The sequence below is a fragment of the Chryseobacterium sp. UF-81 genome (assembly GCF_058245105.1).
In genome coordinates this window covers 92688-119172 of the sequence record NZ_JBSIBX010000015.1, presented here as the reverse complement: position 1 = coordinate 119172, position 26485 = coordinate 92688, and the positions used below count along the sequence as shown (strand labels likewise).

General features: G+C 38.4%; 29 protein-coding genes. 23 read left to right on the top strand and 6 right to left on the bottom strand.

The genetic code is table 11. The features are described 5' to 3' along the window. Positions 1–14: 14 nt before the first annotated feature. The 6 genes from AC4IFE_RS18460 to AC4IFE_RS18435 form a co-directional block, all read right to left on the bottom strand. Positions 15–788 carry a DUF1223 domain-containing protein gene (locus AC4IFE_RS18460; protein ID WP_490758596.1) on the bottom strand — a complete coding sequence of 258 codons (774 nt, stop codon included), beginning with the start codon at positions 786–788 and terminating at the stop codon, positions 15–17. Between the two features lie 118 nt (positions 789–906). Next, complete coding sequence (locus AC4IFE_RS18455) at positions 907–1668, bottom strand: LytR/AlgR family response regulator transcription factor (protein ID WP_490758595.1); 762 nt, start codon at positions 1666–1668, stop codon at positions 907–909. Continuing rightward, entirely contained in the window at positions 1649–2665 is a 1017-nt protein-coding gene (locus AC4IFE_RS18450; RefSeq protein ID WP_490758594.1) for a sensor histidine kinase, read from the bottom strand. Before AC4IFE_RS18450 ends, AC4IFE_RS18455 begins: the two co-directional genes overlap by 20 nt. A gap of 208 nt (positions 2666–2873) precedes the next feature. Further along, positions 2874–3314, bottom strand: a complete 441-nt coding sequence (locus AC4IFE_RS18445) for a hypothetical protein (protein ID WP_490758593.1) — start codon at positions 3312–3314, stop codon at positions 2874–2876. Next, positions 3314–4294 (bottom strand): heme-binding domain-containing protein, encoded by a 981-nt coding sequence (locus tag AC4IFE_RS18440; RefSeq protein WP_490758592.1) that lies wholly within the window; start codon positions 4292–4294, stop codon positions 3314–3316. The genes AC4IFE_RS18445 and AC4IFE_RS18440 overlap by 1 nt, the downstream gene beginning before the upstream one ends. Before the next feature lie 279 nt (positions 4295–4573). Then, positions 4574–6793: an NADP-dependent isocitrate dehydrogenase gene (locus tag AC4IFE_RS18435; RefSeq protein WP_490758591.1), complete on the bottom strand. Its 2220-nt coding sequence runs from the start codon at positions 6791–6793 to the stop codon at positions 4574–4576. A gap of 331 nt (positions 6794–7124) precedes the next feature. On the opposite strand from AC4IFE_RS18435, the gene tpx reads away from it, so the two are divergent. The 23 genes from tpx to gcvP all read left to right on the top strand — a co-directional run bounded on the left by tpx (position 7125) and on the right by gcvP (position 26305). Next, positions 7125–7622, top strand: a complete 498-nt coding sequence (tpx, locus tag AC4IFE_RS18430; RefSeq protein WP_490758590.1) for a thiol peroxidase — start codon at positions 7125–7127, stop codon at positions 7620–7622. A gap of 282 nt (positions 7623–7904) precedes the next feature. Next, complete coding sequence (locus tag AC4IFE_RS18425) at positions 7905–8252, top strand: VOC family protein (RefSeq protein WP_490758589.1); 348 nt, start codon at positions 7905–7907, stop codon at positions 8250–8252. An 11-nt stretch (positions 8253–8263) separates the two neighbouring features. Then, positions 8264–8671 carry a glyoxalase superfamily protein gene (locus AC4IFE_RS18420; protein ID WP_490758588.1) on the top strand — a complete coding sequence of 136 codons (408 nt, stop codon included), beginning with the start codon at positions 8264–8266 and terminating at the stop codon, positions 8669–8671. Positions 8672–8792: 121 nt separating this feature from the next. Then, the gene (locus AC4IFE_RS18415) at positions 8793–10004 is read left to right on the top strand and encodes a DUF763 domain-containing protein (RefSeq protein WP_490758587.1); all 1212 of its coding nucleotides are present in this window, start codon (positions 8793–8795) and stop codon (positions 10002–10004) included. A gap of 199 nt (positions 10005–10203) precedes the next feature. Continuing rightward, on the top strand, positions 10204–10794 hold the full coding sequence (locus AC4IFE_RS18410) for a Crp/Fnr family transcriptional regulator (protein WP_490758586.1): 591 nt from the start codon (positions 10204–10206) through the stop codon (positions 10792–10794). Between the two features lie 78 nt (positions 10795–10872). Further along, on the top strand, positions 10873–11283 hold the full coding sequence (locus AC4IFE_RS18405) for a VOC family protein (protein ID WP_490758585.1): 411 nt from the start codon (positions 10873–10875) through the stop codon (positions 11281–11283). Between the two features lie 50 nt (positions 11284–11333). Beyond that, a complete protein-coding gene (locus AC4IFE_RS18400; protein WP_490758584.1) occupies positions 11334–11795 on the top strand; it encodes a hypothetical protein in 462 nt (153 codons plus the stop codon). 73 nt (positions 11796–11868) lie between these two features. After that, entirely contained in the window at positions 11869–12393 is a 525-nt protein-coding gene (locus AC4IFE_RS18395; RefSeq protein ID WP_490758583.1) for a DinB family protein, read from the top strand. A 2-nt stretch (positions 12394–12395) separates the two neighbouring features. Further along, positions 12396–13172, top strand: coding sequence for an alpha/beta fold hydrolase (locus tag AC4IFE_RS18390; RefSeq protein ID WP_490758582.1), 777 nt, complete (start codon positions 12396–12398; stop codon positions 13170–13172). A gap of 149 nt (positions 13173–13321) precedes the next feature. Further along, the gene (locus AC4IFE_RS18385) at positions 13322–13753 is read left to right on the top strand and encodes a VOC family protein (RefSeq protein ID WP_490758581.1); all 432 of its coding nucleotides are present in this window, start codon (positions 13322–13324) and stop codon (positions 13751–13753) included. A 76-nt stretch (positions 13754–13829) separates the two neighbouring features. Continuing rightward, entirely contained in the window at positions 13830–14243 is a 414-nt protein-coding gene (locus tag AC4IFE_RS18380; protein ID WP_490758580.1) for an SRPBCC family protein, read from the top strand. A gap of 35 nt (positions 14244–14278) precedes the next feature. Next, a complete protein-coding gene (locus AC4IFE_RS18375; protein ID WP_490758579.1) occupies positions 14279–14518 on the top strand; it encodes a helix-hairpin-helix domain-containing protein in 240 nt (79 codons plus the stop codon). Between the two features lie 91 nt (positions 14519–14609). Continuing rightward, entirely contained in the window at positions 14610–15476 is an 867-nt protein-coding gene (locus AC4IFE_RS18370; RefSeq protein ID WP_490758578.1) for a VOC family protein, read from the top strand. 107 nt (positions 15477–15583) lie between these two features. After that, positions 15584–16417 carry an SDR family oxidoreductase gene (locus tag AC4IFE_RS18365; protein ID WP_490758577.1) on the top strand — a complete coding sequence of 278 codons (834 nt, stop codon included), beginning with the start codon at positions 15584–15586 and terminating at the stop codon, positions 16415–16417. Between the two features lie 122 nt (positions 16418–16539). Then, complete coding sequence (locus AC4IFE_RS18360; protein WP_490758576.1) at positions 16540–16968, top strand: SRPBCC family protein; 429 nt, start codon at positions 16540–16542, stop codon at positions 16966–16968. Positions 16969–16993: 25 nt separating this feature from the next. Continuing rightward, positions 16994–17437: an SRPBCC family protein gene (locus AC4IFE_RS18355; protein WP_490758575.1), complete on the top strand. Its 444-nt coding sequence runs from the start codon at positions 16994–16996 to the stop codon at positions 17435–17437. A 109-nt stretch (positions 17438–17546) separates the two neighbouring features. Further along, the gene (locus AC4IFE_RS18350) at positions 17547–18005 is read left to right on the top strand and encodes a DoxX family protein (protein ID WP_490758574.1); all 459 of its coding nucleotides are present in this window, start codon (positions 17547–17549) and stop codon (positions 18003–18005) included. Positions 18006–18148: 143 nt separating this feature from the next. Then, positions 18149–20155 (top strand): S9 family peptidase, encoded by a 2007-nt coding sequence (locus AC4IFE_RS18345; protein ID WP_490758573.1) that lies wholly within the window; start codon positions 18149–18151, stop codon positions 20153–20155. Between the two features lie 358 nt (positions 20156–20513). Next, positions 20514–21092: an RNA polymerase sigma factor gene (locus tag AC4IFE_RS18340; protein ID WP_490758572.1), complete on the top strand. Its 579-nt coding sequence runs from the start codon at positions 20514–20516 to the stop codon at positions 21090–21092. A 14-nt stretch (positions 21093–21106) separates the two neighbouring features. Continuing rightward, positions 21107–21448, top strand: a complete 342-nt coding sequence (locus tag AC4IFE_RS18335; protein WP_490758571.1) for a hypothetical protein — start codon at positions 21107–21109, stop codon at positions 21446–21448. Between the two features lie 91 nt (positions 21449–21539). After that, on the top strand, positions 21540–21806 hold the full coding sequence (locus tag AC4IFE_RS18330) for a hypothetical protein (RefSeq protein WP_490758570.1): 267 nt from the start codon (positions 21540–21542) through the stop codon (positions 21804–21806). A 344-nt stretch (positions 21807–22150) separates the two neighbouring features. Continuing rightward, positions 22151–22798 carry a J domain-containing protein gene (locus tag AC4IFE_RS18325; protein WP_490758569.1) on the top strand — a complete coding sequence of 216 codons (648 nt, stop codon included), beginning with the start codon at positions 22151–22153 and terminating at the stop codon, positions 22796–22798. A 648-nt stretch (positions 22799–23446) separates the two neighbouring features. Next, positions 23447–26305 (top strand): aminomethyl-transferring glycine dehydrogenase, encoded by a 2859-nt coding sequence (gene gcvP, locus AC4IFE_RS18320; RefSeq protein WP_490758568.1) that lies wholly within the window; start codon positions 23447–23449, stop codon positions 26303–26305. Positions 26306–26485 lie beyond the last annotated feature (180 nt).

The window sequence follows — 26485 nt, the reverse complement described above, 5'->3', positions numbered from 1 at the left end:
TTCTTTTAACTGTTTTACTGAATTACAGCTTTCGAAACCCCGGAAATTTTTCCTGTCTTTGAATTCTGAATAAATCCAATAATCTCCCAATTGTTCGGGGTAAAATTGTCCGGGAGTTTAAAATCTTCAGTTCCTTCCGGATAGTCTTTCAGTGAGATTTGCTTCTGCTTATGCACGATCTGCCAGTGCTGCAGATGGTGACCTTCATTTTCACCTCCTGCCACCTGAGTAGATGATTTTTTTTCCACTAAGCTGATAAACAGCTGATTTTGAGGGTCAGTTTCAGCCGTTTTATAACTGACGGCGATTGTTTTTTGTGAAACTGCAGCAGAAAGGGATACTGATTTGTTTTCAGAATTGAGAATAACATTTTGAATGGCACTTTCTATGGCATTCCTGTCAGAACCTACAAACTCAGCCTTCCCATTGACCACCAATTGTGGAGTATAGGTTTGAGATCTGAGCAAACGGCTGTACATCTGTTGCCGTTGGGAATTTTCAGTACTGCTGAATCTGTCTTTCCATCCCAGACGGTTCCAGTAATCTACATGGTAAGAGAGAATGTAAACCGGTTGGTCCTTGTATTCTTTTTCGATCTGTCCCATCAGTTCATCTGCAGGTGGACAGCTTGAGCAGCCTTCTGAAGTGAACAGTTCCAGAACGGCAAAACCTTTATCAGAGGAAACAGCAGTGTGGCTGGTGCGCATATTGCCTTTCTGTATCAATGCAGAAGCGGCGAACATAAAAGTAGTAAAAGCGCTTACGATGGCTAAATTCTTTAGAATCATGTCTTTAATTTTGATTCAAAAGTAGGAAGCTCGCGAGCGCAAAAGAATATAAAAAAGAGTAAGCCGGACAAATTGAAAGGCGAACCCGGAAAATATAAAGGTTGAAAATTTTAGAATATTAACGGTCTTCCAGCCAGGAGAAAAAACTATGCGTCTTATCTTTGTTGATCAGCAGTTTTTCAGGAGTTTCAATAACAAGCTTAACCAGAATTTTGCGCTGGAAATAATGTTCCATTTCCTTTATAGCCTTAAAATTCACCAGATACTGTCTGTTGATCCTGAAAAACTGTTTTCCCGAAACCTGTTCGGCAACCTGTCCAAGAGGTTGTGAAAGCTGGAATTGTTCCTTATCAAAAGTAACCAGATGCGTGATTTCATTGTGGATATAAAAATAAGCAACACTTTCTGTAGGAATCGTAGTATACTTCTGATTTTTGAAAACTAAAAAGCTGGTTTTTCCGGCAGGCAGGCTGATCTTTTGTAAAAGAGACTCAATATCCGGAAGCTCATTCTTCCGGAAGAATTTTCCCAGCTCATCCACTTTTTTCAGCGCTTCGGAAATATCGTCCCGGGAAAAAGGTTTCAGAATATAATCTACTCCCTTACTTTTGAATGCATCCATCATATATTGGTCAAAAGCTGTACAGAAGATGACAGGACAGGTAATATCTACAGTTTTGAAGATCTCGAACGAAAGCCCGTCCGAGAGCTGGATATCCATAAAAATGAGATCCGGCTTTACGTCTTTTGATAAAGCCTCAACGCTGGTTTCAATACTGTCATAGACTCCCAGAATTTTGGACTCGGGTCTCAGATCTAAAATAAGGTTTTGAAGAGATTTTGCTGCTCTGAATTCGTCTTCAATGATAATGATATTCATGAATCAAGGGTAGTTTTATTTGAAAAGTTTTTTCGTCTGAATAAATTTCTATTTCCTGTTCTAATAAATGCCTGAAACGCATTTTAATATTGTCCAGGCCAACGCCCAGGGACTCCTCCGTGGCAATTTTTCGCTGGATCGGGTTTTCAATAATAATCCTGTCTCCTGCACTGTAGATCCTGATATGCAAAGGCTTGCTCTGAGAAACGATATTGTGCTTGATGCAGTTTTCCACCAAAAGCTGCAGGGTAAATGGAGGAATAAGCGTTTTAAGGTCCTCACTTTTGAGTCCGTTGGTGAATGTAATTCCTTCGCCAAAACGCGCTTTTTGAAGAAAAAGATAGGCATTAATGATTTTCATTTCTTCATGAACTGAGATGAGGTCCAATTTTCTGCTTTCAAGTGTAAATCTGTAAAAGTCAGAAAGTTTGATAATGAAATCAACCGTTTCAGAATCGTTGGTTTCCGCCATTGATTTTAAAGTATTCAGGCTGTTGAAAAGAAAATGGGGATTCACCTGTTGTTTCAATAATTCATATTGTGCCCCCAGATTATCGCTTTTTACTTTTTCCAGTTCTAACTGTACCTGCTGTCCTGCATAATTGTTCTGAAGTAATGTAAGGAACATATAGCAAACGAGGTTGATCAGAATTCCTCTGACTTCCACCATCAGCATAACCGGACCGAAATTGATATGAGATAAAATAAGCTGCTGGATCCACGCCAGTCCGAACATGATGACCATTCCCAATGCCAGTGCAGTTAACAGTCGTGAATATGAAATATCCTGCTTACGCCTTCCTGCGTTACGGTTAAGCAAATAGATGTTGAGGTACCACATGATCACGGAAAACGCGGCTGTTATCGCTGAATTCACGATTGCTTCTTTCCAGTTGAATTCATGGGAAGCCAATTGGGGCACGGAAGATAAAATGCCCAGAAAAAGGGAACTTATCCAGATGATGGATTGTGAAATTTTTATTTTTTGCTGTTGCATGGGAACAGTAGATTTTAAGAAGTGAAATTAGCTTTTTTTTATTTGTAAAAAGAACGGTATTGGTGATGAATAGTGAAAAGGATGAATCGTCAATTGTGAATTTGCTTTGCCGGTGAATTTTTCCTGTAAATTGATTATTGGCTTTGTATTATCAAAATTGATCATTATAAAAAACACTCAGAAACTGAAATCAGCTTCTGAGTGTTTTTTAAGGTCTTTTTACAGGTCTATAGCTCATGATATATTGTATCCTTTCTTCCTTGTTGGCATTAATGTCTTTATTTTCTGAAGTGCTTTTTATCTGATAAAAAACATCTCCGTTATGATCAGCCTGAATGGTTTCTATACTTAATAGTTCCCCTGTAATAGTTCCTCCGGTATATTGTGGATTATCATGGTACTTCCATGTAACTAATTTCATCACCGATCCATTTTTAAGCTGATTATTTTCACCTGACAAAGAGGCTGAGGCTTCAGCGTTTCCATACAGTGCAGAGGAAGTTTTCTTTTTCGGATTGAGTGATGTGGAAATAAATTTTAGATCTCCCGGATCGAAAACAACGCGTTTTAGATCTTTGTCCGGCTCATCAATTTTACAGGCAGTGAATAAACCGCAGGCTGACAGTATGATAAATAGTATTTTTTTCATTATTTCTCAAGGTTTTTAATTAATCTTTCGGTATTGACTTTCATTGGGACATCAAATAAATAGCCCGTTTTTTCAGCTAACTGCCGATGGCAGGCAATACAGGATTCTTTTGCGAAAGAGGCTGTTTTTCCTGTCGGATGAAGATCATTTCCTGAAAATTTGGCAAATCCCCAGCCTTCTGTATCTGTATATTTTTTAGAGTCTTTCACCATAAACTGAGCATTGATGAATTCCCCGGCTCTCACTTCTCCGTCTGCAAAATTTTCCTGTTTCCACACTGACTTTACAACGATGCTTCCATCGGGCCACGGATGAAAATTCTCTGTTTCAATCGCTTTTACCGCAATATCATTTCCATAAATGACACGGATGGATTTGTCAAAAAGGGTACTCATGCTGATCACTTTCCAGTTTTTAAACTCATCTGTATACCGGATTCCATTGGGGGAAACAGGAAATTTTGCCGGGTCAGGGCTATGATTGGCCTGAACGTTGTGTTGAAGGTCTTTTTCTTGTTTTACAGGAGATAGGGCGGATAATGAAAAAGTATATTTTTTAACCGCTTCAATATCTTTTTCCGTGATTTTTGCTGATGGATGGAGCAGTGTATACTCATGAAGAGGCATTTTTCCGCTTTGCATCATATTCAAAATGGCATACATCTTCCCTTGATGTTCAGCCGGTGAATAATTCCATTCTGAAAAGTTCAAAACTTCTCTGGCTCTTTTCACATCTTTGTTTACCGCCCAGGAAATCGGAGCAATTTTGTCGTACCAGCTTAAATTCTGCTGATTGGAATGACAATTAAAACAAGAGTTTTCCAAAATGGCAAGAACTTCGCGTGGTGCCTCGATCTTTTTAGAAACAGGCTGTCCTTCCAAAGGTTGATTGGTAAACTGCAATACTGCAAAGATCCCTAGTACTGCCAGAAATACTATGGCAATGGGTTTTACATTCCTTTTTTTCTTTACTGAGTCCATAATGATTTATTTTTATGGCTCAAAAGTATAGGCTTAAAGGAAATTTTGAAATGTAAAGGTGGGCGAACCGGACAAATCAAAAGGTGAAAATGGAATTTTTAAAGGCAAAGAAGAAACTGAACCTACGGAATAGTGCAGGACATCCGGGAAAATTATTGTTTAAATGATCGATCGGGAGATCACAGAAGACCTTTGAAAAATTGTATGATCTGTTTAAAAAAGTATTTAAAATAAAAAAGCTCCTTAAAAAAGGAGCTTTCATTTGTATCAATTCAGAAATTAAATTCCGTCAATAATTTCATTTAAAACAGTACTAGGTCTCATTGCTGCATACGTTTTGTACGTATCAGTTTTGTAGTAACCGTCAATGTTCTGAGGTTTACCCTGAGCGCTGATTAATTCTTCGTTAATCACTGCTTCACTTTCCTGAAGAGCTGCTGCAACCGGAGCAAAATGAGCTGCCAATTCAGCGTCTGCTGTCTGGTTAGCTAAAGCTTCTGCCCAGTACATTGCTAAATAGAAGTGAGAACCTCTGTTATCAATCTGGCCTACTTTTCTCGCAGGGGATTTATCAGTAGCTAAGAATTTAGCGTTGGCTTCATCCAATGCATCAGCCAGAACCTGAGATTTAGTATTTCCCTGAGTCTGTGCCAAATGCTCTAAAGAAGCCTGAAGCGCTAAGAATTCACCTAAGGAATCCCATCTAAGGTAACCTTCTTCTAAGAACTGCTCAATGTGCTTTGGAGCAGAACCTCCGGCACCTGTTTCAAATAAACCTCCTCCGTTCATTAATGGAACAATAGAAAGCATTTTAGCTGAAGTACCCAATTCAAGGATAGGGAAAAGGTCAGTTAAATAATCTCTTAATACGTTTCCTGAAACAGAAATCGTATCTTTTCCTTCTCTTGCTCTTTTAAGCGTCTCAGTCATCGCATCTTTTACATCAAGAATTCTGATGTCAAGACCTGCTGTATCATGATCCTTAAGATATTTCTCTACTTTTTTGATGATCTCTCTGTCGTGTGCTCTTCCTTTATCTAACCAGAAAATAGCAGGTGTATCAGAAAGTCTTGATCTGTTTACAGCCAGTTTCACCCAGTCCTGGATAGGAGCATCTTTAGTCTGACACATTCTGAAGATATCTCCTTTTTCAACTTTTTGAGAAAGAAGAACGTTTCCTGCCTCATCCTGAACTTCAATAGTTCCGTCTGCTGTTGCCTGGAAAGTTTTGTCGTGAGAACCATATTCTTCAGCTTTTTGAGCCATCAAACCTACGTTCGGAACAGAACCCATAGTCGTAGGATCCAGTTTTCCGTGGGCTTTCATATCATCAATAACAGCCTGATAGAAACCTGCATAAGAACGGTCAGGGATGATGCATACTGTATCTTCCTCGTTCCCATCCTTGTTCCACATTTTACCGCCTCCTCTTACCAGTGCCGCCATAGATGCGTCAACAATGATGTCAGAAGGAACGTGGAAGTTGGTAATACCTTTGTCGGAATTTACCATAGCCACTCTTGGTCCGTTGGCTAAAGCAGCTTCAATGTCAGCTTTAATCTCAGCTTCCTGGGCATTTCCTTTGATTTTTTCAAAAAGATCGGCAAGACCGTTATTTGGGTTAACATCTAATGACTTGAATGTCTCTGCATATTTAATGAAAACATCTTTGAAATAAGTTTCAACGATAGCTCCGAAAATAATAGGATCAGAGATCTTCATCATCGTAGCTTTCAGGTGGGCAGAAAGAAGTACATTTTTGTTTTTAGCCTCATCAATAGCCTGCTGCACAAATGCTTTTAATGAGTTTAAATTCATTACAGAAGAATCAATTACCTCTCCGGCCTGAAGACCTGCGAAATCCTTTAGTAAAGTTTCAGCACCGTCATTCCCTTTGAATGTAATTTTGAATTTTGTAGCGTTTTCTACAGTGGTTGAAGTTTCAGTTCCGTAGAAATCTCCTCCTGCCATGTGAGCAACGTCTGTTTTGCTGTCAGAAGCCCAGTCTCCCATTCTGTGAGGATTGGCTTTTGCATAGTTTTTAACCGCTTTTGGCGCACGTCTGTCAGAATTTCCTTCTCTTAACACCGGGTTTACAGCACTTCCTAAAACTTTGGCATATTTAGCTTTGATTGCTTTTTCTTCATCATTCTTAGGCTCTGCAGGATAATTGGGTACTGCGAAACCTTTAGACTGTAATTCAGCGATAGCCTCATCAAGCTGAGGAGCTGAAGCCGAAATATTGGGTAATTTGATAATGTTTGCATCCGGTTGAGTTGCCAACTGACCCAGCTCAGCCAAAGCATCACCGATTTTCTGGTCGTCTTTCAAAAACTCAGGGAAGTTAGCCAAAATTCTTCCAGCCAAAGAAATATCCGGAACTGCAATTTCAATGTTTGCTGATTTTGTAAAAGCTTTTACAATGGGTAAAAACGAGTGTGTTGCCAACATTGGAGCCTCATCCGTAAGGGTGTAATAGATTTTTGATTTGTCTGACATTATACTGTGTATTTATTATTTGATTTTTAAGAATCACAAATTTACTAAATATGATTGTTTTATAGAGTTATTTTGCATAAAAAAACAAGCCGGCATCTATTTTTAAACATTTGTTATCTCTGATTTTACTTTGTAGCCGAAATTTTATCTTTAAACCTGAAAATAAAAATAGAATAGTGTTGCCAGCCAGTTTTCCGGTTACCGGAACTTTAGCTTAAAGAATAGCTTATGTTTAAGGATATTTATTTCCACTTTAAGAATTATTTAACCTTTATTAGACTCCGGAAACTTTCTATTTTAAGTAAATTTGAAAAACTAAAAAAATAAAATTATGTCAACGATTACCCTTAAAGGAAACGAAGTGAATACAATAGGAACTCTTCCGTCAGTTGGAACAACCGTAAACGATTTTGCATTGGTAGATTCTGGTCTGAATGTGAAGCTTCTTTCAGATTTTGATGGAAAAAAGAAAGTATTTAATGTTTTCCCGAGCATTGATACAGGGATTTGCGCCGCTTCTGCAAGAAAATTCAATGAAGAAGCTTCAAAGCTTGATAATACAGTAGTGATTAATGTTTCCAAAGATCTTCCTTTTGCATTAGGTAGATTCTGTGCAGCTGAAGGCTTAAACAATGTAGAAACACTTTCGGATTTCAGAAGCAGCTTTGGAGATGATTATGGAGTAACCATTACGGATTCACCTATGAAAGGATTACTAAGCCGTGCTGTGATTGTTACAGACGAAAATAACAAGATAGTCTATACAGAGCAGGTTCCGGAAATCACCACAGAACCTAATTACAGCGCAGCAATTGACGCATTGAAGTAATATCATAATAAGATCGTATAAAGCCTTGTGGAAAGCTCATTCACAAGGCTTTTTTTGACTCTGAAAAATATAAACGAGTTACAGTAATTCTAAACCATGGTTGAATAATAATTGAGTTCCTGGGTTACTTTTTATCACATTAGAACAGTTAATGGCATGAAAATGATTAAATTTAACAGAAGAATTTACTGCTCAAGCTTCTCAACGCTTCTGCTTTTACAGAAAATTGTAAGAACTTATTATTAGCAGTGATTGATACTGTAAACTCTCAATTTGTATAAAATGGTAAAAAGAATTGTAGCCAATATAAAAACAGATCATTTAGAGGAAGCAGATCGTTTTTATAAAGATATTCTGGGTCTTGAAATCCTGATGGACCACGGCTGGATCAAAACTTTCGGGAATCATGAAAAAGCGGCGGTTCAGGTAAGTTTTGCCACTCAGGGCGGAAACGATACAGAAGTTCCTCTGCTTTCAATGGAAGTAGACCATGTGGATGAGCTCTACCAAAAAATACAGCAGGCCGGTTTTGAAATCACTTACGGCATTGCCGATGAAGACTGGGGAGTAAGAAGGTTCTTTGTAAAAGATCCGTTTGGAAACTTAATCAATATACTTTCGCATCAGTAAATAAAAATTTTATGATGAAAGCAACACAGATCATTCCTATTCTGAGAATCTTTGACTATGAAAAAACTATACAGTTTTATGTGGACTGGTTGGGTTTTGAAGTAGTGTGGGAACACTATTTTGAAGAAAATACCCCGGTTTACATGGAAGTGAAAAAAGGGGATATAGTTTTTCATTTAAGTGAACATCACGGAGACGGAACACCCGGAACCAGAATCATGATCTGGGGCGAAGGAATTCCTGAATACCGCAGAGAATTGATTGATAAAAAATATAAATACAACCGTCCGGGACTCGAGAAAACATTTTATGGTGCTGTATCTTTCACGGTGAATGATCCGTTCGGAAATACCATTACTTTCAATGAGAAATACATTGAAGAAAAACATAAAGATCTTGACTTTTTCTCTATTCATTAATTTATTTACGGACTTTATAAAAGCAGCCTAAAGGCTTAATCCAAAACTATTATCTCAGAACTGGTGATTCAAATCATTAAAAATAAACCGTATAATAGTTATCTTTACACTTTAAAATACAATGAAACGTTCAGGAACAGCAGATCTGCCTTTACACTACGGAAAAGTACCGCCGTGGCTGTACGAGCGTATGTCTGTGCTCGGGCTTTCCATGATTGAAGTGATCCTTATGGATTACGGAAAAGATGAGGTGCTCCGCAGGCTTGCAGATCCCTTCTGGTTCCAGAGTTTTGGGGCTGTGATGGGTATGGACTGGCATTCCTCAGGAATCACAACTTCTGTGATGGGTGCTTTGAAACGGTCTATAAATCCCAATTCAAAATCACTGGGGCTTTATATTTGTGGAGGAAAGGGCAAATTCTCAAGAGAAACCCCGTCAGAGCTCCTTCAGATTGCTGATAAAACAGGCCTGAACGGTCATGAACTTGTACGAGCCAGCAAACTTTCCGCAAAAGTGGATAATACTGCCATTCATGATGGTTACCAGCTCTATCTGCATAATTTCATCTTGGCAGATAATGGAAGCTGGAGCGTAGTGCAGCAGGGAATGCATGAGACCGATGGTACTGCAAGACGGTATCACTGGCATTCAGGAAATATTAAATCATTCATAGAAGAACCTCACACAGGAATCAATGGTATTTCAAGAGGAAGAATCCTTAATCTCACGGATGCTGAAGCCTCGGAAAACCGGAAAGGAATTCTGGACATTTCCCATACCGATTCTATTGATGTAATGAAGGATTTTTCAAGGTTAATTCTTCCGGCTCATCATGATGTACAGGCTTCAGATGTTGATTTGAAACGTCTCGGAGCTCTTTTATATATGACCCGGGAGCAGCAGCCTCAGAATTTTGAAGACCTTTTAATGCTGGAAGGAGTGGGACCCAGGACCATGCAGTCCTTAGCATTAGTGAGTGAAGTTATCCACGGAGCACCCTCAAGATTCGCCGATCCGGCAAGGTTTTCCTTTGCCCATGGCGGAAAGGACGGGCATCCTTTTCCGGTTCCTACCAAAACCTATGATGAAAGCATCAGCATTCTCAGAAAAGGAATTGAAAAATCAAAGCTTGGAAATTCTGATAAACTGAAAACTCTACATAAGCTGCACCAGATTGTTGCCGACACCGAAAGAGATTTCACTCCCGATTTTGATATCCAACAGGTTATTGAGGAAGAAAGACAGAATTCATGGCGCTTCGGTGGAAAGACGGTATTCGGTGACGCACAGCCGCCTAAAAATCCGAAACCTATTCAGCTTTCCTTATTCTGATGTAAAGAAGGAGCGCCCGGAAATTTTAATCCTTAAATTTTTAATAATAATAATCTATTAGGTCCTTACGACCTATTCATGCCCTCCTTTGAAATAGTGGAAAAATACAGCTTTGAAGGGTGCATAAAAAACTGTTTAATTTTTTTATTCCGGATTCAATTAAAAATTATATTTTTAAAGCCTTAAAAGCAACAACTCAATGATAAGCAAAGCTTTAGAAATCTGTTACGACTTCCCGTTTTTTCTTCAGGAGGAGCTTGACCAAATATTTAAGGCTCACGAAAAAGTTTCCTTCCAGAAAGGAGACAGTATTCTGGAAGAAGGAAAGACGGCCAATGAATATTATATTCTGGAAAAAGGCCTTGCCCGTTCATATGTGAATGACTTCAGCGGAAATGAAGTAACCACGCATTTTTTCGCCGATAACGAGATTATTATTGAAGTATTGTCGCTTTTTCAGAGAATTCCATCCCAGGAAAATATCATTTGTATCACAGACTGCGAATGCTGGAGATTTGATTATGAAATGTTCCAGGAGCTTTTTCATAAAATACCCAACCTCAGAGAATGGGGCAGAGCATGGATGTCAAAAGAGCTTTTTGTCTATAAGCAGCGCTCTGTAGAAATGTTTACCCTTTCCGCCACCAGGCGTTATCTTAATCTTTTGGAGCAGAAACCTCAGGTGGTACAGTTTGCACCCCTCAAACAGATTGCATCTTATCTGGGAGTTACAGACACTTCTTTAAGCCGTATCCGTAAAGAAATCGTATCCCATTCGAAGAAAAATTAAATCTTGTCTTATGGCAAGTTGATTTTCATTAAGGCTTGGTAATTTTGGTTAAAAGTTTAACACAAAAAAATTACAGTTATGAAAGCCAATCAAATTTATGTCAACCTTCCCGTAAAAGACGTACAGAAAACAAGAGAATTCTGGACTAAGCTCGGATTTTCAATTAATGAACAGTTTTCAGATGATAAAGCGGTTTGCGTTGTGATGAAGGAAGACAATATTTACGTAATGTTCCTCACAGAAGAATACTTCCAGACTTTTTCAGAAAGACCTGTTCCGAAAGGCGATACAACACAGGTTCTTGTTGCCATTGCTCTGAGCAGCCGTGAAGAGGTTGATCAGGTAGTGAATACAGCCGTAGAAAATGGAGCTTCACAACACGAAGAACCTCAGGATTACGGATGGATGTATCAAAACTCCTTTTGGGATTTAGACGGACATGGCTGGAATATCACATTTGCCGATGTTTCCCAAATGCCTGCTGAATAAAATAATAACCTGTCTGCATAATTTGTGGAACCACAATAAAATCTACCGTTATGGAAACAAAATCAAACGATATTGAAATAGTGAAAGTTCAGGTATTCAGCAACTACAAAGTCATTTCAATGAATACCGAAGGCATTACCCACGAAGAATCTATGATCTTCCCAAATGATGAAGCTAATTGCCTGAACTGGATTCTGGGACATTTAATTTACATAAGAAATGCATTTCTGAATGCCCTTGGTGAAGAATCTGTCTGGGACAACGATAAATTTTCCTGCTACAACAGAGGAGAGATTCCACTGGAAAGAAAAGATGAACTGATCAATTTTGGAGAACTAAAATCTTACCTTCAAAAGTCTCAGGACAGGCTCGAAGCAAAACTTATCAGTATGGAAAAGTTTAACCCTGAAGCCATTAATGATTTTGCTATCTTTTGTCTTCACGAAATTTATCATAGCGGACAGCTGGGCTATCTCAGGAGAATCTTAGGAAAACCCGGTGCTATAAAATAACCACGCTTAAAATTTAAAAACCGTAGAAGGACTTCACCTTCCTGCAAACACACCAATTACTAAAAATTAAATAATGGACACACCAAAATCAAAAAAAATAGAGCTCGTTATTCCCGCATACAGAATGCACTCTCAAAACTTTCTCAATGTTTTGGACGGTATTTCGGAAGAAGATGCTTTGAAAAGAATTGAAGGAAAAACCAACCATATCGTCTGGATGGCAGGAAACTTTGTCAATATGCGTTATGGCCTGGGCTGGGTTTTAGGACTCAGGGATGAAGATCCGCACAGTGACCTTTTCTTTCAGGGAAAGGCCCTGGACGAAAGTTTCAACTATCCGGGCTTGGATGAGCTGGAGAAAAATTTCCATGACATTTCGCCGAAAGTATACCAGAAGCTCTTGGAAGTTACAGATGAAGAGCTGGATGAAATCTTTGAAATCGGGATGAATATTCCTTTTGTTCCTGAAACCAAACTCAATTTCGTAGGAATGTGTATCGGCCGCGAAGATTATTTATGCGGGCAGATAGGTCTTATGAGACGAATTCTGGAGTATCCGGGAATGAAATATGATGTAGATGAAAATCTAAAGTATTAAGTATGGAACCTAAAGAAAAAGGCCACAAACAGGTCAACGGAATCCGGATGTACTACGAGATCTACGGTTCAGGAAAGCCTCTGGTACTTATTCATGGCGGAGGGTCTTCCATCCGGTTTGATTTTAAAGAAATCATTTCCAGGCTTGAAAATCAGTTTCAGCTCATAGGTATTGATCTGCAGAACCACGGTCTCACCGATCACCGCGATATTCCCGAAACTTTTGAGCAGGATGCCCGTGACGTAGCGGCTCTTTTGAAGGAGCTTCATATCGGGAAAGCTTTATTCTGGGGGTTCAGTAACGGTGGAAGCACAGTGATGCAGATTGCGCATCTTTACCCAGAAATAACAGAAAAGATCATCATTGCATCTGCATTCTATAAAAGAAACGGAATGATGGACGGCTTTTTCGAAAGCATGGCAGAAGCCACCCTGGAATCAATGCCTGAACCTCTTAAGGTCAATTTCCTCAACCTGAATCCTGATTTTTCAAAACTTGAAAACCTCTTCGATAAAGACAGCAAAAGGATGCAGACCTTTCAAGACTGGGATGAGAAAGTTTTAACATCCATAAAGGCTCCTGCCTTATTTATAAGCGGAGACAAAGATGTGATGAAACCTGAACATGTAGTGGAAATGTGGCGTCTCGTCCCCGAATCCCGGCTGATGATCCTTCCGGCAGGCCATGGTTCCTATATGATGGCAGACTTTGAAGGAAACACAGATTCCGATCTTATAAACTTTACAGTAAGTGAGGTTGCAAAATTTTTAAATCATTAAGACATATGAAGATTTTAAGTTTAGTTAGGATATATCTTTAAGTTGAACGCAACGATCTTAATATTCTTAACAGCTTAAAATAAACCTTAATGGTTCACTATAAAACTTACATTAAACTAATTAACAATAACATTTAAAAATAAGAAATCATGGCTAAATTAAATCCGTACTTAAATTTTGACGGGAAAGCAGAAGAAGCTTTCAACTTTTATAAATCTGTTTTCGGAGGAGAATTCCGTGGAGAAGTTTTCAAAATGGGCAATGCTCCCGGAACCGAAAACTTAACAGACGAAGAGAAAAACAGGGTGATGCATATTGCCCTGCCAATAGGAGATGACCTGCTTATGGCTTCGGATATTGTTCCAAGCTTCGGGCAGACCCTTAACGTAGGGAATAATAATTATGTATCCATTTTCCCGGAATCCAAAGAAGAAGCGGATAGACTCTTCAAAGGGCTTTCTGAAGGTGGGAATATAGAAATGCCGATTGAAGACCAGTTCTGGGGAGACTACTTCGGAAGCTTCCAGGATAAATATGGAGTTCATTGGATGGTGAACTATAATGAAGAATCTGCAAAATAATCTTATATTTAACTAAATTTATTGAGGGCAGTTCAAACCCGGACTGCCTTCTTATTTTAACATTAAAAATAGAACGATGAACCCAATTAAGATAGATATCACAATTTTAGCGCCGGTAGAAAAGGTTTGGAATTATTTTAATGACCCCCAACATATCACAAAATGGAATTTTGCCGATGAATCCTGGCACTGTCCCAGTTCAGAGAATGATCTAAGAGTGGGTGGGAAGTTTAAAACCAGAATGGAAGCAAAAGATAAAAGCTTCGGTTTTGAATTCGAAGGAATTTATGATGAAGTAGTCACGAATTCCACCATTAAATACCACCTTGAAGACGGCCGGAAAGTTGAAGTCATTTTTGATAAGATAGACGAAAACACTACAAAGGTTACCGAAATTTTTGACCCTGAAAAACAAAATTCTGTGGAAATGCAGCGGGATGGCTGGTATGCTATTCTCAATAATTTTCACAAGTATGTTGAAAAACACTAAAATACTCAGCTTCAGTCATGATAAATCTGGTTATAATGGCAAAATGTTTAAGCTCCATTTGTGCTGTCAATCATGTTGTTAAAAATAATAATTTCCTGTCTGGCATTATTGCGGTACCGGCAAGAAGAGCTTTGGAAAGAGAAAAAATTGATTCTCTTGAAAAACTTTCGGACTATTCCGAAGAAGAGATCATGAACCTTCATGGTTTCGGAAGAAATGCTATGGAAAGACTGAAAAACCATATGGAAGAGCACCAGGTTTCTTTCAGGAACTAATTATTATAAAAATACCGGATACCCTCATCATTGCATGATACTTTTTCAGCGATGATAATAAACTATATTTTTCACCCCTAAATTAAATAGTATGAATAACGATATTTTTCCATGTCTCTGGTTTGACGGAGAGTCGAAAGAGGCAGCAGAATTCTATTGCGAGGTCTTTGGCGGAAAGGTTACCGCAGATACTCCCGTAGTTATGAACATTGATCTGTTCGGGCAGAAATTGATGCTGCTGAACGGCGGTCCTCATTTTAAAAAGAATGCTTCAGTTTCCTTCATGGTTATCTGTAAAACAGAAGACGAAGTACAGCAATATTGGGACAAACTTGTGGAAGGAGGAATTGCCCTCATGCCTCTCGATTCCTATTCCTGGAGCCAGAAATATGGCTGGGTGCAGGACAAATATGGCGTTACCTGGCAGCTGTTTTTAGGCGATAAACCGGAGACTCAGAAAATCATTCCTACCTTGATGTTTATTCATCAGAATAATGGAAAAGCAAGGGAAGCCATGGAGTTTTATACCAGTACATTTCCCAATTCGAGCATTGGAAATATCCTGAAGTACGGCGAAGGTGGAGAAGGACATCCTATATCCGAACCGTCTGAAAACATACAGCATGCCCATTTTACCATTGATGGTTACAGCTTCTTCTGCATGGATAATTCTTATGATCATCCGTTTGATTTTAATGAAGGTATCTCTATTGTGATCATGACGGACGACCAGGAACAGACTGATCATCTTTGGAATATCCTTATTTCAGATGGCGGACGGGAAAGCATGTGCGGATGGCTGAAAGACAGATATGGGCTCAGCTGGCAGATTGTTCCGAAAAGGCTTATTCAGCTGATGAACGATTCAGATCAGTCAAAATCACAAAAAGTAGTACAGGCGATGATGAAAATGCAGAAGATTATCATAAAGGACCTGGAAGAAGCTTATAATTCGTAAAATAAACAACGGATTTGCCTGTTTTTGTATTTATTTTTTCCTGTACCACTCTTTTAAATTTCAGTTTTCGGCTTGCTGTTTGATGTGATTTATAAAAAGATTTGCTTATGAAAACACAGAACAGATCACAATCTAAATCAAAAGTTCCCAAGGAAGGACTATTTCCGGAAATTATCCGTAATGATTACCGGGGAAGTGAAAAACTCAAAGGAAAAAAGGCTGTTATTTCAGGTGGAGACAGCGGAATAGGCCAGGCTGTAGCCGTTCATTTCGCAAGAGAAGGTGCAGATGTCGCCATTATTTACAAAGAAAGTGATGACGATGCCAAAGAAACAAAACGACTGGTTGAAGAAGAAGGCCGGCAATGCATTCTCATAAAGGGTGATCTCACAAAAAAAGCGTTCAGGACAAAATGTGTGGAAAAGATAAAAAAGGACTGGAAGGATCTGGATATTCTGGTCAATAATGCAGGGATCCACACTTCAAAAAACAGTCTGGAAAAGATTTCTGATGAGCAGATTCAGGAAACTTTTAATACCAACATTATCTCCATGATCTCTTTTACGAGAGATTTTTTACCCCTGATAGGTGAAGGTGGCCGGATCATCTGCACAACATCCGTGACGGCATATAGAGGAAGTGATCACCTGATTGATTATGCAGCTACCAAAGGAGCTATTCTGTCTTTTATCCGTTCCCTTTCAACCAATCTTGCAGAAAAGAAAATTCTGGTCAACGGAATTGCTCCCGGGCCTATATGGACGCCTCTGGTAAAAGAAACCTTTGATGATCTGTCAACATTTGGAAAAGATACACCCCTTAAACGGGCAGGACAGCCATCAGAAGTAGCTCCGGCTTATGTTTTTCTTGCCTCTAAAGATGCAGATTATATTACAGGAGAAGTGATCCATATCAATGGAGGAGATTTTGTAGGAGGCTGATTGAAATAGAAACAAGAAATTAGAAGTTAGAAGTTAGAAGTTAGAAAAATGCGACATCTATGATCTAAAATCTAATGTTTAAAAACTAACTTCTAACCATCTAATATCTAAATAAAAAAACAATGCAGAAATTATTTTTTGAGATCCAAATCGATGCACCTCCTGAAAAAGTTTGGGATGTGCTTTGGAGTGATATGACATACAGACAGTGGACAACAGCATTTACAGAAGGTTCTTTCTATATGGGAACTTTTGAAGAAGGAAGTATTATGAAATTTTTTGATCCGAATAATAACGGAATGTACAGCCGGGTTGAAAAAAATATACCCCATAAAGAAATGAAATTTCTGCACCTTGGCGAAATTTATGGAGGTGTAGAAAGTGAACAGGATTGGGGTGAAGCCACGGAAGGCTATATTTTAGAAGAGACACCAATAGGGACGATACTTAAGATTGAAATTCAGACCCCCGAAGAATTTAAAAGCTTTTTTGAAGAAAAATTCCCAGTCGCTTTGGGAATCGTGAAAAATCTTTCAGAAAATCAATTGTAAAAAAACAACCACAAAAATATAAAATATGGAAACCCTATCCTATGAAATTATCATCGACGCTTCATTACAGAAAGTCTGGAACGTCCTATGGAATCCGGATACCTATACCGAATGGACAAAATTTTTCGGTTCCGGATCCCAAATGAAATCCGACTGGAAAGTGGGCGGAAAAACCTACTTCGTGAACGCAGAAGGTGCAGGAATGGTATCAACCATTGACAGCCTGGATGAACCTAACCAGATTATTTTTAAACATCTGGGAATGGTAGATAACGAAGGGAATGAAGACACGCAAAGCAAAGAAGTTATAGAATGGAGCGGCTGTTTCGAAAAATACATTCTTATTGATCTGGAAGGGAAAACAAAGCTTCATGTTGAAGTACAGGTCGATAAAGAATGGGAGGATCACATGGATAAAGGATTTAAGCAAGGGCTGGAAGTGGTCAAAAACCTAGCTGAAAAAGCATAACAAAATAAATTTATTTAAAAATAACAAGACCCTTACAGTTTCTAAACCTGTAAGGGTTATTTGTACAAAATTTATACTATCTTTCTATAACAGTAAATACGAACATAATATGAAATTATTAACAATTCTTTTCGCAACATTTATTCTTGCTCTGGTAGGAACTTATATATTTCAGGGGAAGCCGGACTTTTTATTTTCAGGAAATCTGGGTATGGCTGTGTTCATTGTATTTACAGGATTTTCCCATTTTAGGTTTCAGAAAGGAATGGCCATGATGATCCCTGATTTTGTTCCCGGAAAAATGTTTTGGGTGTATTTTACAGGGGTGCTTGAGATTGCTGCGGGAATAGGGCTGATGATTCCTTCAATAAGAGAAACAACGGCCATACTGCTCATCATCTTTTATATTTTGGTTTTTATCGCCAATATCAATTCTTCCAGAAAAAACATCAATATTTTCAAAGGAGATTATACCGGGCCGGGTATGAATTATCTTTTTAAAGAAAGAATCCCAATGCAGCTTATCCTGATTGCATGGACCTGGTATTTTGGAATTTACCTGAATTAGAGACAAACTATTATTGTTACTTCTTTTTCATAAAATTTCTTAATCTATGTAACATTTTGAGGGTTAAGATGTCATATTATAGAGAAGGTTTTAATTAATTTTAAAATCAGTGATAGATTATTTAACCATCCAAAATATGAATTATGAATATTAATACTAAAATTTTTGGTGCGGCTCAGGTCGTACTGTCAGCAATTATGATTAATGCACAGACTTCAACGGCAAAACTGCCGGGCGATCCTACGCTCCCATCCACTAAAGCAAATCTTGAGAAACTGATTTCTTACGATAAAAGGAACTTCAAATATAAAGTAGAAGATTACTTTGCAAGACCCAATGCTTCACAGTTTAAAATATCTCCGGATGGACAGTATCTTTCCTACAAAGAAAAAGATAAGGACAAGAAGAACCATGTCTATGTAAAAGAATTGAAAACAGGCAAAATCACCAAAGCGATTGTAGAAAAGGACGACCTTATCAAGAGCTATGGCTGGCTTGATAAAAAACGTCTTTTCTTTACTCAGGATAAAGGAGGTAATGAAAATATCCATCTTTACGCAGCAGATATCGACGGGAAAAATCTTAAAGATCTGACTCCTTTTGACGGGATTACACTGGGAACTGTTAAGCTGATAAAAGATACGGAATTTGTTGTGGTGACCATGAATAAAAACAACAAGCAGATCTTTGAGCCTTATAAAATCAATTTCAATACGGGAGAAATAACCCAGCTTTACGAAAATAAAGATGTCAACAGTCCTATTGATGATTATATTTTTGATAAAGAAGGCAATCTCAGAGGATATACTGTTCTTGAGAACGGATTGACCACCAAGACTTATTATAAAGACCTGCAGACCGGGAAATTTAACCTGCTTAAATCTACAGACTGGAAAGACACTTTCAGTATCATAGGACTTAATGATAATTCCAAAAATAAAGATGAGGCGTATGTTGTTACCAATCTGGACAGTGACAAATCCAGAATTGTACTTTATGATCTGAAGAAGAATGCTGTAATTAAAGAAGTATATGCCAATCCTGTCTTTGATGTAAGCTCCATAAGTGTTGCCGGTAAAAACAGGAACTATGAGCTCGATTACGTGAGCTATGACGGGATCAAAAGTGAAACCGTTCCGGTAAGCCAGTTCTATAAAGAAATTGATGCCAGGCTGAAATCTGAATTTAAAGACAAACAGTTTTCTATTGTTTCTTCAGATGACAATAATGATAAACTTTTGGTGTATGTGGGAAGCGACAAATTCTATGGAGCATATTATGAATACGATACAAAAAGCAAAAAGATAAATCTTCTTTATAACCTGATGCCTCAGCTGAAAGAAGAAGATATGGCAGAGATGAGGCCTATCGAATTCAAAAGCAGGGACGGATTAACCATCCGCGGATACATCACCCTTCCTAAAGCCGCTCTTGAAGGCAAAAAGGTGCCTTTGATTGTTAACCCTCACGGCGGTCCGCAGGGAATCCGTGATGAATGGGGATTCAACCCGGAAACACAGCTTTTTGCAAGCAGGGGATATGCGACGCTTCAGGTGAACTTCAGAATTTCCGGAGGATATGGAAAAGAATTCCAGAAAGCAGGGTATAAGCAGATCGGAAGAAAAGCAATGGATGATGTGGAAGATGGTGTAAAATATGTCATAGAGCAGGGTTGGGTAGATAAAGATAAAATTGCAATCTATGGCGGAAGCCACGGTGGGTATGCTACCCTGATGGGATTAATCAAAACTCCGGATCTTTATGCCTGTGGTGTGGATTATGTGGGAGTATCCAATATTTTCACCTTCTTCGATTCCTTCCCTGAATACTGGAAGCCTTACAAAGAAATGGTAAAGCAGATCTGGTATGATCTTGACAACCCTGAAGAAGCAAAAATAGCCAAAGAAGTTTCTCCGGTTTTCCAGATTGATAAAATCAAAAAACCTTTATTTGTAGTGCAGGGAGCCAATGATCCAAGAGTCAATATCAATGAATCCGACCAGATTGTAAAAGCAATGCGTGCAAAAGGCTTTGAAGTTCCATACTTGGTAAAATATGATGAAGGACATGGATTCGGAAAAGAACCGAACAGATTGGAGCTGTACAAATATATGCTGGGCTTCTTTGCTGAGAATTTCAACAAAAAATAATATTCATTTTTATAATGATAGAGACGGAGGGTGTAATGCTTTCCGTTTTTTTTGGATAGAGTCAAGAACCAAGAGCCAAGAGTCAAGATGCCAGATGTCAGATTTCAGACATGAGATTGAGGCTGAAGTTTAAGTAAGATTGAGATTGAGGAGTGATTATTTACAATTCAAATACTCAAAAGTAATAATCCATTAACTCGCAACAGGAATCTCGGATCATATTCCTTCCATCTTTCTTTCATCTCCTACTCTAAAACTCTCTTACTCCCAAACCCGCATCCAGAAACAAAATCTCAACAGTCAATAATTTTTTTTAAATTTATTAAAGTAAAACCAAAAGGCAGATCGTCATAGCAATATGGAGGTTGTCGAAGAAATAACAATGCCACAGGAGGAGAAAGCAAGTATCATCTCACAAACCGTTTCAAAGTACGGAGGAAAGCTGATGTCTTATATTCGTCCGAAAGTGAAAAACACAGAAGATGCGGAAGATATTCTGCAGGAAGTGTGGTTTCAGTTCAGCAGTCTGACCAATCTTTCTGAGATTGTGAATGTAGGCGGCTGGCTGTACAGGGTAACAGCAAATAAAATAACAGACCGTTACCGCAAAAAGAAAACCGAAAATCTTGAAGACTTCGTCTATGAAGATGAAGACGGAAGTTTTTCCATCAAAGATATCTTGTTGCTGGACGAAAGTGCAGGGCCGGAAGTGAAAATGTTTCAGGATGAAATCTGGAAAAAACTTTTTGAAGCGCTCGATGAATTACCTGAAAAACAAAGGCTCGTCTACGTTGAAAATGAACTTAACGACAAAACGCTCCAAGAAATCGCCAACGAGCAGGGAGAAAATATAAAAACAATTATCAGTCGGAAAAACTATGCTGTAAAGCATTTGAGAAACAGATTGAGAAAATTATACGAAGATTTAAATAGTTAGTAAAAAAGAAAGATATGAATCATAAACATAAAAAAGGGTGGATTTTTTTATTTCTATGTCCACCGTTGATTTTACTGGGAGTTACATGGATCGTCATGTCTCTTTGGAACTGCCTGCTTCCCGAAATCCTGGGTGTGAAATCTATTACATTCTGGCAGGCAATGGGAATTCTGATTTTAAGTAAAATTCTTTTTGGAGGCTTCCATTTCGGAAAGGGGATGAGAGATTTTAAGGAAAGAAAGATGAGAGAAAAAATGCAGCATCTGTCTCCTGAAGAAAGAGAAAAATTTAAAGAAGTCTGGAGAGAAAAATGTGCAGGCGGATTCTTTAACAGGAACAATAAAACCAACGAATAATTTGAAAATTTTTAAGAAGTAGTAAAGTAAATTTAAAATTCATTCGTCTATATAAAAAACAAGAAGTAGTAAAATTTAAAATTTTTAAAAAATGAAAAATTCAGCATTAAAAGGAGCTCTTGGAGCATTAGCTGTTGTTGGGGTAGCATTGGCTGCTAAAAAAATAGCACAGAGAAAAAGATTTATGAAAGGTATCTTCAATGAATACGGAATCAAAGAAAAATCACCTTTCGGTCTTGCAGATAAGATCAGAGAAATGAATGAAGAACAGTATCAGGAACTGAAAGGAAAATTCAAAAAAGAATTTGCTTCAAGATGCTGCAGAACAGGAAATAAGGACAATACTGCAGAAGCATAAGCAGTAATAACTAAATTGAAATTGTTAATTCCGGTGCGGGAAGCAAAGCTTCCCGCACCGGAATTTTTTTGTATAGACCATTGTCATTGCGAGCGTAGCGAAGCAATCTCAATAATGGTGGCTTCGAGAGCCTCAGCCACCAACATTGCAACCTTGCGAAATAGGAACAATGAATGTATCATAAATTTAAACGATTGGTTGTAAGTTATAGGTGGCTGAGGTTCTCGAAGCCACCGATGCTATAGCTGAAATACTAAGAAGCAGAATTTATCCTCAAAATAAGGCCACATTTTATCCTGCAGAATAATGATAAAAAAAATAAATTCCTATTTTTGTATAGTTCAATGAAAGACTACTACTATTTTCTCGGGATTTCTCCGGATGCTTCAGAAGAAGACATCAAAAAGGCTTATAGAAAATTATCTTTAAAATACCATCCGGACAAAAACGATAACGATGATTTCTTTGCCGGGCGCTTCCGTGAAATTCAGGAAGCATATGAAATATTGAGTGATTCAGCAAAGAGACGCACTTACGATCAGAATTTAGAGAGTCATCAGAAAAGTTTCAGGTACAATATTCCGCCTTCCATTAAAACATTTACGTCCAATAAAATTCATGCAAAAAAAGGAGAGGAGATTATCATTAACTGGCAGACGAATAATGCCGATGTGGTAAAAATACTGCCTTTCGGTCTTGAAAAGCCTTTTGGAGAACGGATATTTAAGATCACAGAATTTAAAGACGGGAAATTCCAGCTGCTGCTGCATGCTACAAATTCTCAGCTTCACAAAACTGCGGTACAGGGAATTACGATTACGGAAGTTTTTGAAAATGATGCTGCTCAGTTCAAAAACAGTGTGGAAGAAATGTTTAAGCCTCAGCCCAGAACACCGATCAACAGGTCCGGACAGCCAAAGATCATGATGCTGATCTGGGGAATTCTTATTTTGGCGGCAGCGATATATTTCCTGCTCAGAAACTTCGGTTAGTTAGGCCATTTTTTTTCTTCCCGGACACTTTTTGCATCTTTTCCCTTTTTTGAATTTCTTACAACATGATTTCTTTTCACAAAACATGTCTTCATTATTGAATGCATACACTGGAGATAAAGGCGGTACTTTAAATGGGGTAATCATATTCATGTTGCAAATATATTAATTTAGAATAAATATAATTAATAAAATTTCATAAATGTTATAACATCTGTATATCAGTGTGTTTAACTTGAATTCATTATCAGGTTTTCAAGCTGAAATACACATTTTATATTTGACAGGTTTCCCTGAAATGATAGGCATCCGGAGCAGAAAGTTTAAAATTTAGACTGAATAAACTTAACACAGAAGAGCATTTAAATCGGTAAAGCTTTACCTGGTGAAGAATTTCAAATCGATCATCGTGGTTTTACAGATTATGCCTGTAAATTATAAATTGTCCTGTCAATTTAGCAAAACAATATATTGAGAGATGAAAAGTTTGGCTGTTAAATTTTCTATAATAAACAGATGTTACTTTATTCTTTTTAAAACAGGTATAAGTTTTTCGCTAACGTTTCGGCAATTTTGTACTCTTGTACAGTCGTTTAAAAAATTGTAATTTTACGAATCTTTTTTACGAACAAAATCTAATAAATAAAAATGAATACAGAACAGTTTGTGAGCCGTCACATTTCCCTTAATGAAGCCGATAAACAGGCGATGTTGGAAAAATTGGGCGTTTCAAGTATTGAAGAACTAATTTCTCAGACCATTCCTTCTTCTATCCGTTTAGAGAAAGATCTTGAGATCTCGGCACCGCTTTCAGAATACGAAATGCTGAACCATTCGAAAGATTTGGCATCGAAGAATACTGATTATACGAGCTACATTGGTTTTGGATATCACAATACCCTTTTGCCATCAGCTATTCAGAGAAATATCTTTGAAAACCCAAGCTGGTACACGGCGTATACTCCTTATCAGGCGGAAATTGCCCAGGGAAGACTGGAAGCACTTCTTAATTTCCAGACTGTAGTGTGTGATCTTACAGGCTTTGACCTGGCTAATGCTTCACTTTTAGATGAATCTACAGCTGCTGCCGAGGCGATGCACATGTTCTTTAACAACAGAACGAAGGATCAGAAGAAAGCTAATGCCAACAAATTCTTCGTTTCCGACCTTGTTTTACCTCAGACAATTTCTGTTTTAAAAACCAAAGCAGAAGGTTTAGCCATCGAAATCGTGGAAGGTGATCACAAAACTCACCAGCTTGACGAAACGTATTACGGTGTCTTATTGCAATATCCGGGTAAGAACGGGATTGTTTTAGATTACACAGAAGATATCGTAAACTATAAAAAATTAGATTTACAGGTAGTTGTAGCTTGTGATCCGATGGCTTTGGTTAAATTGAAATCACCGGCTTCTATGGGCGCTGACTGTGCCGTTGGAACTTCACAGAGATTCGGTATTCCATTGGGGTACGGAGGTCCTCACGCAGCATTTTTCTCTTGCAGGGAAGATTACAAAAGAGATATTCCGGGAAGAATCATCGGGGTTTCTCAGGATATGTACGGAAAACGTGCACTGAGAATGGCGCTTCAGACCAGAGAGCAGCACATCAAAAGAGAAAGAGCAACTTCCAATATATGTACAGCACAGGTACTTCTTGCGGTAATGGCAGGGATGTATGCGGTGTATCACGGTCCTAAAGGATTAAACTATATTGCTGATCAGATCCACTTTAAAGCAAACGCTTTGAAAAATGGTCTTAAAGCGTTAGGATATCAGGTTGTTGAAGAGCCTATCTTTGATACGGTGAAAATCACAATGAACGAAGACGAGAAAGGAAGATTGTCAAGGATGATGCTTGATCATAAAATCAATCTAAATTATTTCACAGAAGGTGTTGTAAGCATTGCAATCAATGAAAGTACTACATTGGATAAATTAAATATCCTGATGGCTTCTTTCGCTCAGTTTAAAGATAAGCAGACTTTCAAATTAGAAATTAAAGAAGGATACAGCATCCCTGAAGAGAACTTAAGAAAAGACGAGATTCTTACGGAAAGCGTATTCAACAAATACCATACTGAAACGGAATTGATGCGTTACATCAAACGTTTGGAAAGAAAAGATTTATCATTGACCCATTCAATGATCTCTCTTGGTTCTTGTACAATGAAACTGAACGCGGCTACTCAGATGTTGCCACTTTCGTGGGATAATTGGGGAGCTGTTCACCCGTTTGTACCGGTAGACCAGGCCGGAGGTTACCAGGAAATGATCAAAGAACTTGAAAAAGACCTTGCTGAAATCACAGGCTTTGCAGGAACTTCTCTACAGCCGAACTCAGGAGCTCAGGGAGAATATGCAGGATTAATGGTGATCAGAGAATATCACATTTCAAGAGGTGAAGGCCACAGAAATGTAGTATTGATCCCTCAGTCTGCACACGGAACCAACCCGGCTTCTGCAGCAATGGCAGGAATGAAAATCGTAGTCGTGAAAAATCTTGAAAGCGGAGAAATCGATTTCGAAGATTTAAAAGCTAAAACAGAGCAGAATTCTGAGAATTTATCTTGTGTAATGATCACGTATCCTTCCACTTACGGATTCTTTGATGACAATATTAAAGAAATTACAAGCCTGATTCACCAACATGGCGGGCAGGTATATATGGACGGTGCCAATATGAACGCTCAGGTAGGATTCACAAGTCCAGGAAACATCGGAGCAGATGTATGCCACCTGAACTTACATAAAACATTTGCTATTCCTCACGGAGGAGGAGGTCCTGGAGTTGGTCCTATTTGTGTGGCTAAGCACCTGGTTCCTTTCCTTCCTTCCAATGCGAATATCAAAATCGGGGCTAAAGAAGCGATCGAAGGGATTTCTGCAGCACCTTACGGTTCGGGTCTGATCCTTAACATTTCTTATTCTTACATTAAGATGTTAGGAACGGATGGACTGAAAAAAGCAACAGGACATGCGATCCTGAATGCCAATTACCTTAAAGCGATATTGGCCGAACATTTCCCGATCCTGTACTCAAACAGAAGTGGAAGAGTGGCTCACGAGTGTATCGTAGATTTCCGCCAGTTCAAATCTTTAGGCATTGAAGTAGCTGATGTGGCGAAGAGACTGATGGACTACGGATTCCATGCACCTACGGTTTCTTTCCCGGTAGCAGGAACATTAATGATCGAACCTACAGAATCTGAAAGCAAGTCTGAAATCGACCGTTTTGCTGAGGCATTAATTTCAATCAAAAAAGAGATTGATGAGATTGCCAACGGAGAGGCAGATCAGGCCAACAATGTCCTTAAAAACGCCCCTCACACAGAACAGCTGGTGATCTCAGATTCATGGGATAAACCATACAGCAGAGAAAAGGCAGCTTATCCGCTGGAATGGGTAAGAGACCACAAATTCTTCGCTTCTGTATCCAGAGTGGATGAAGCATATGGAGACAGAAACCTGGTTTGTACTTGTGAACCGATTGAAGCCTATATGTAATTAATCATTATAGTAAAGATAAAGCACCCGTTTGATTTCCAAACGGGTGCTTTTTAATTGTATCTGTTTTATCATGCTATCTTCTTCGTGAGCTGTAGGCTACAAGAAGTGCTACAGCCATGGTACCAAAAGTTACCATTGAAACTGTTTTAATTGATACTTCACTATCGTTTACCTGTG

What these genes read in the sequence shown, in the direction of transcription:
- AC4IFE_RS18460 (WP_490758596.1), bottom strand. Translation starts at nt 788, where the DNA reads ATGATTCTAAAGAATTTAGCCATCGTAAGCGCTTTTACTACTTTTATG.
- AC4IFE_RS18455 (WP_490758595.1), bottom strand. Translation starts at nt 1,668, where the DNA reads ATGAATATCATTATCATTGAAGACGAATTCAGAGCAGCAAAATCTCTT.
- AC4IFE_RS18450 (WP_490758594.1), bottom strand. Translation starts at nt 2,665, where the DNA reads ATGCAACAGCAAAAAATAAAAATTTCACAATCCATCATCTGGATAAGT.
- AC4IFE_RS18445 (WP_490758593.1), bottom strand. Translation starts at nt 3,314, where the DNA reads ATGAAAAAAATACTATTTATCATACTGTCAGCCTGCGGTTTATTCACT.
- AC4IFE_RS18440 (WP_490758592.1), bottom strand. Translation starts at nt 4,294, where the DNA reads ATGGACTCAGTAAAGAAAAAAAGGAATGTAAAACCCATTGCCATAGTA.
- AC4IFE_RS18435 (WP_490758591.1), bottom strand. Translation starts at nt 6,793, where the DNA reads ATGTCAGACAAATCAAAAATCTATTACACCCTTACGGATGAGGCTCCA.
- tpx (WP_490758590.1), top strand. Translation starts at nt 7,125, where the DNA reads ATGTCAACGATTACCCTTAAAGGAAACGAAGTGAATACAATAGGAACT.
- AC4IFE_RS18425 (WP_490758589.1), top strand. Translation starts at nt 7,905, where the DNA reads ATGGTAAAAAGAATTGTAGCCAATATAAAAACAGATCATTTAGAGGAA.
- AC4IFE_RS18420 (WP_490758588.1), top strand. Translation starts at nt 8,264, where the DNA reads ATGATGAAAGCAACACAGATCATTCCTATTCTGAGAATCTTTGACTAT.
- AC4IFE_RS18415 (WP_490758587.1), top strand. Translation starts at nt 8,793, where the DNA reads ATGAAACGTTCAGGAACAGCAGATCTGCCTTTACACTACGGAAAAGTA.
- AC4IFE_RS18410 (WP_490758586.1), top strand. Translation starts at nt 10,204, where the DNA reads ATGATAAGCAAAGCTTTAGAAATCTGTTACGACTTCCCGTTTTTTCTT.
- AC4IFE_RS18405 (WP_490758585.1), top strand. Translation starts at nt 10,873, where the DNA reads ATGAAAGCCAATCAAATTTATGTCAACCTTCCCGTAAAAGACGTACAG.
- AC4IFE_RS18400 (WP_490758584.1), top strand. Translation starts at nt 11,334, where the DNA reads ATGGAAACAAAATCAAACGATATTGAAATAGTGAAAGTTCAGGTATTC.
- AC4IFE_RS18395 (WP_490758583.1), top strand. Translation starts at nt 11,869, where the DNA reads ATGGACACACCAAAATCAAAAAAAATAGAGCTCGTTATTCCCGCATAC.
- AC4IFE_RS18390 (WP_490758582.1), top strand. Translation starts at nt 12,396, where the DNA reads ATGGAACCTAAAGAAAAAGGCCACAAACAGGTCAACGGAATCCGGATG.
- AC4IFE_RS18385 (WP_490758581.1), top strand. Translation starts at nt 13,322, where the DNA reads ATGGCTAAATTAAATCCGTACTTAAATTTTGACGGGAAAGCAGAAGAA.
- AC4IFE_RS18380 (WP_490758580.1), top strand. Translation starts at nt 13,830, where the DNA reads ATGAACCCAATTAAGATAGATATCACAATTTTAGCGCCGGTAGAAAAG.
- AC4IFE_RS18375 (WP_490758579.1), top strand. Translation starts at nt 14,279, where the DNA reads ATGGCAAAATGTTTAAGCTCCATTTGTGCTGTCAATCATGTTGTTAAA.
- AC4IFE_RS18370 (WP_490758578.1), top strand. Translation starts at nt 14,610, where the DNA reads ATGAATAACGATATTTTTCCATGTCTCTGGTTTGACGGAGAGTCGAAA.
- AC4IFE_RS18365 (WP_490758577.1), top strand. Translation starts at nt 15,584, where the DNA reads ATGAAAACACAGAACAGATCACAATCTAAATCAAAAGTTCCCAAGGAA.
- AC4IFE_RS18360 (WP_490758576.1), top strand. Translation starts at nt 16,540, where the DNA reads ATGCAGAAATTATTTTTTGAGATCCAAATCGATGCACCTCCTGAAAAA.
- AC4IFE_RS18355 (WP_490758575.1), top strand. Translation starts at nt 16,994, where the DNA reads ATGGAAACCCTATCCTATGAAATTATCATCGACGCTTCATTACAGAAA.
- AC4IFE_RS18350 (WP_490758574.1), top strand. Translation starts at nt 17,547, where the DNA reads ATGAAATTATTAACAATTCTTTTCGCAACATTTATTCTTGCTCTGGTA.
- AC4IFE_RS18345 (WP_490758573.1), top strand. Translation starts at nt 18,149, where the DNA reads ATGAATATTAATACTAAAATTTTTGGTGCGGCTCAGGTCGTACTGTCA.
- AC4IFE_RS18340 (WP_490758572.1), top strand. Translation starts at nt 20,514, where the DNA reads ATGGAGGTTGTCGAAGAAATAACAATGCCACAGGAGGAGAAAGCAAGT.
- AC4IFE_RS18335 (WP_490758571.1), top strand. Translation starts at nt 21,107, where the DNA reads ATGAATCATAAACATAAAAAAGGGTGGATTTTTTTATTTCTATGTCCA.
- AC4IFE_RS18330 (WP_490758570.1), top strand. Translation starts at nt 21,540, where the DNA reads ATGAAAAATTCAGCATTAAAAGGAGCTCTTGGAGCATTAGCTGTTGTT.
- AC4IFE_RS18325 (WP_490758569.1), top strand. Translation starts at nt 22,151, where the DNA reads ATGAAAGACTACTACTATTTTCTCGGGATTTCTCCGGATGCTTCAGAA.
- gcvP (WP_490758568.1), top strand. Translation starts at nt 23,447, where the DNA reads ATGAATACAGAACAGTTTGTGAGCCGTCACATTTCCCTTAATGAAGCC.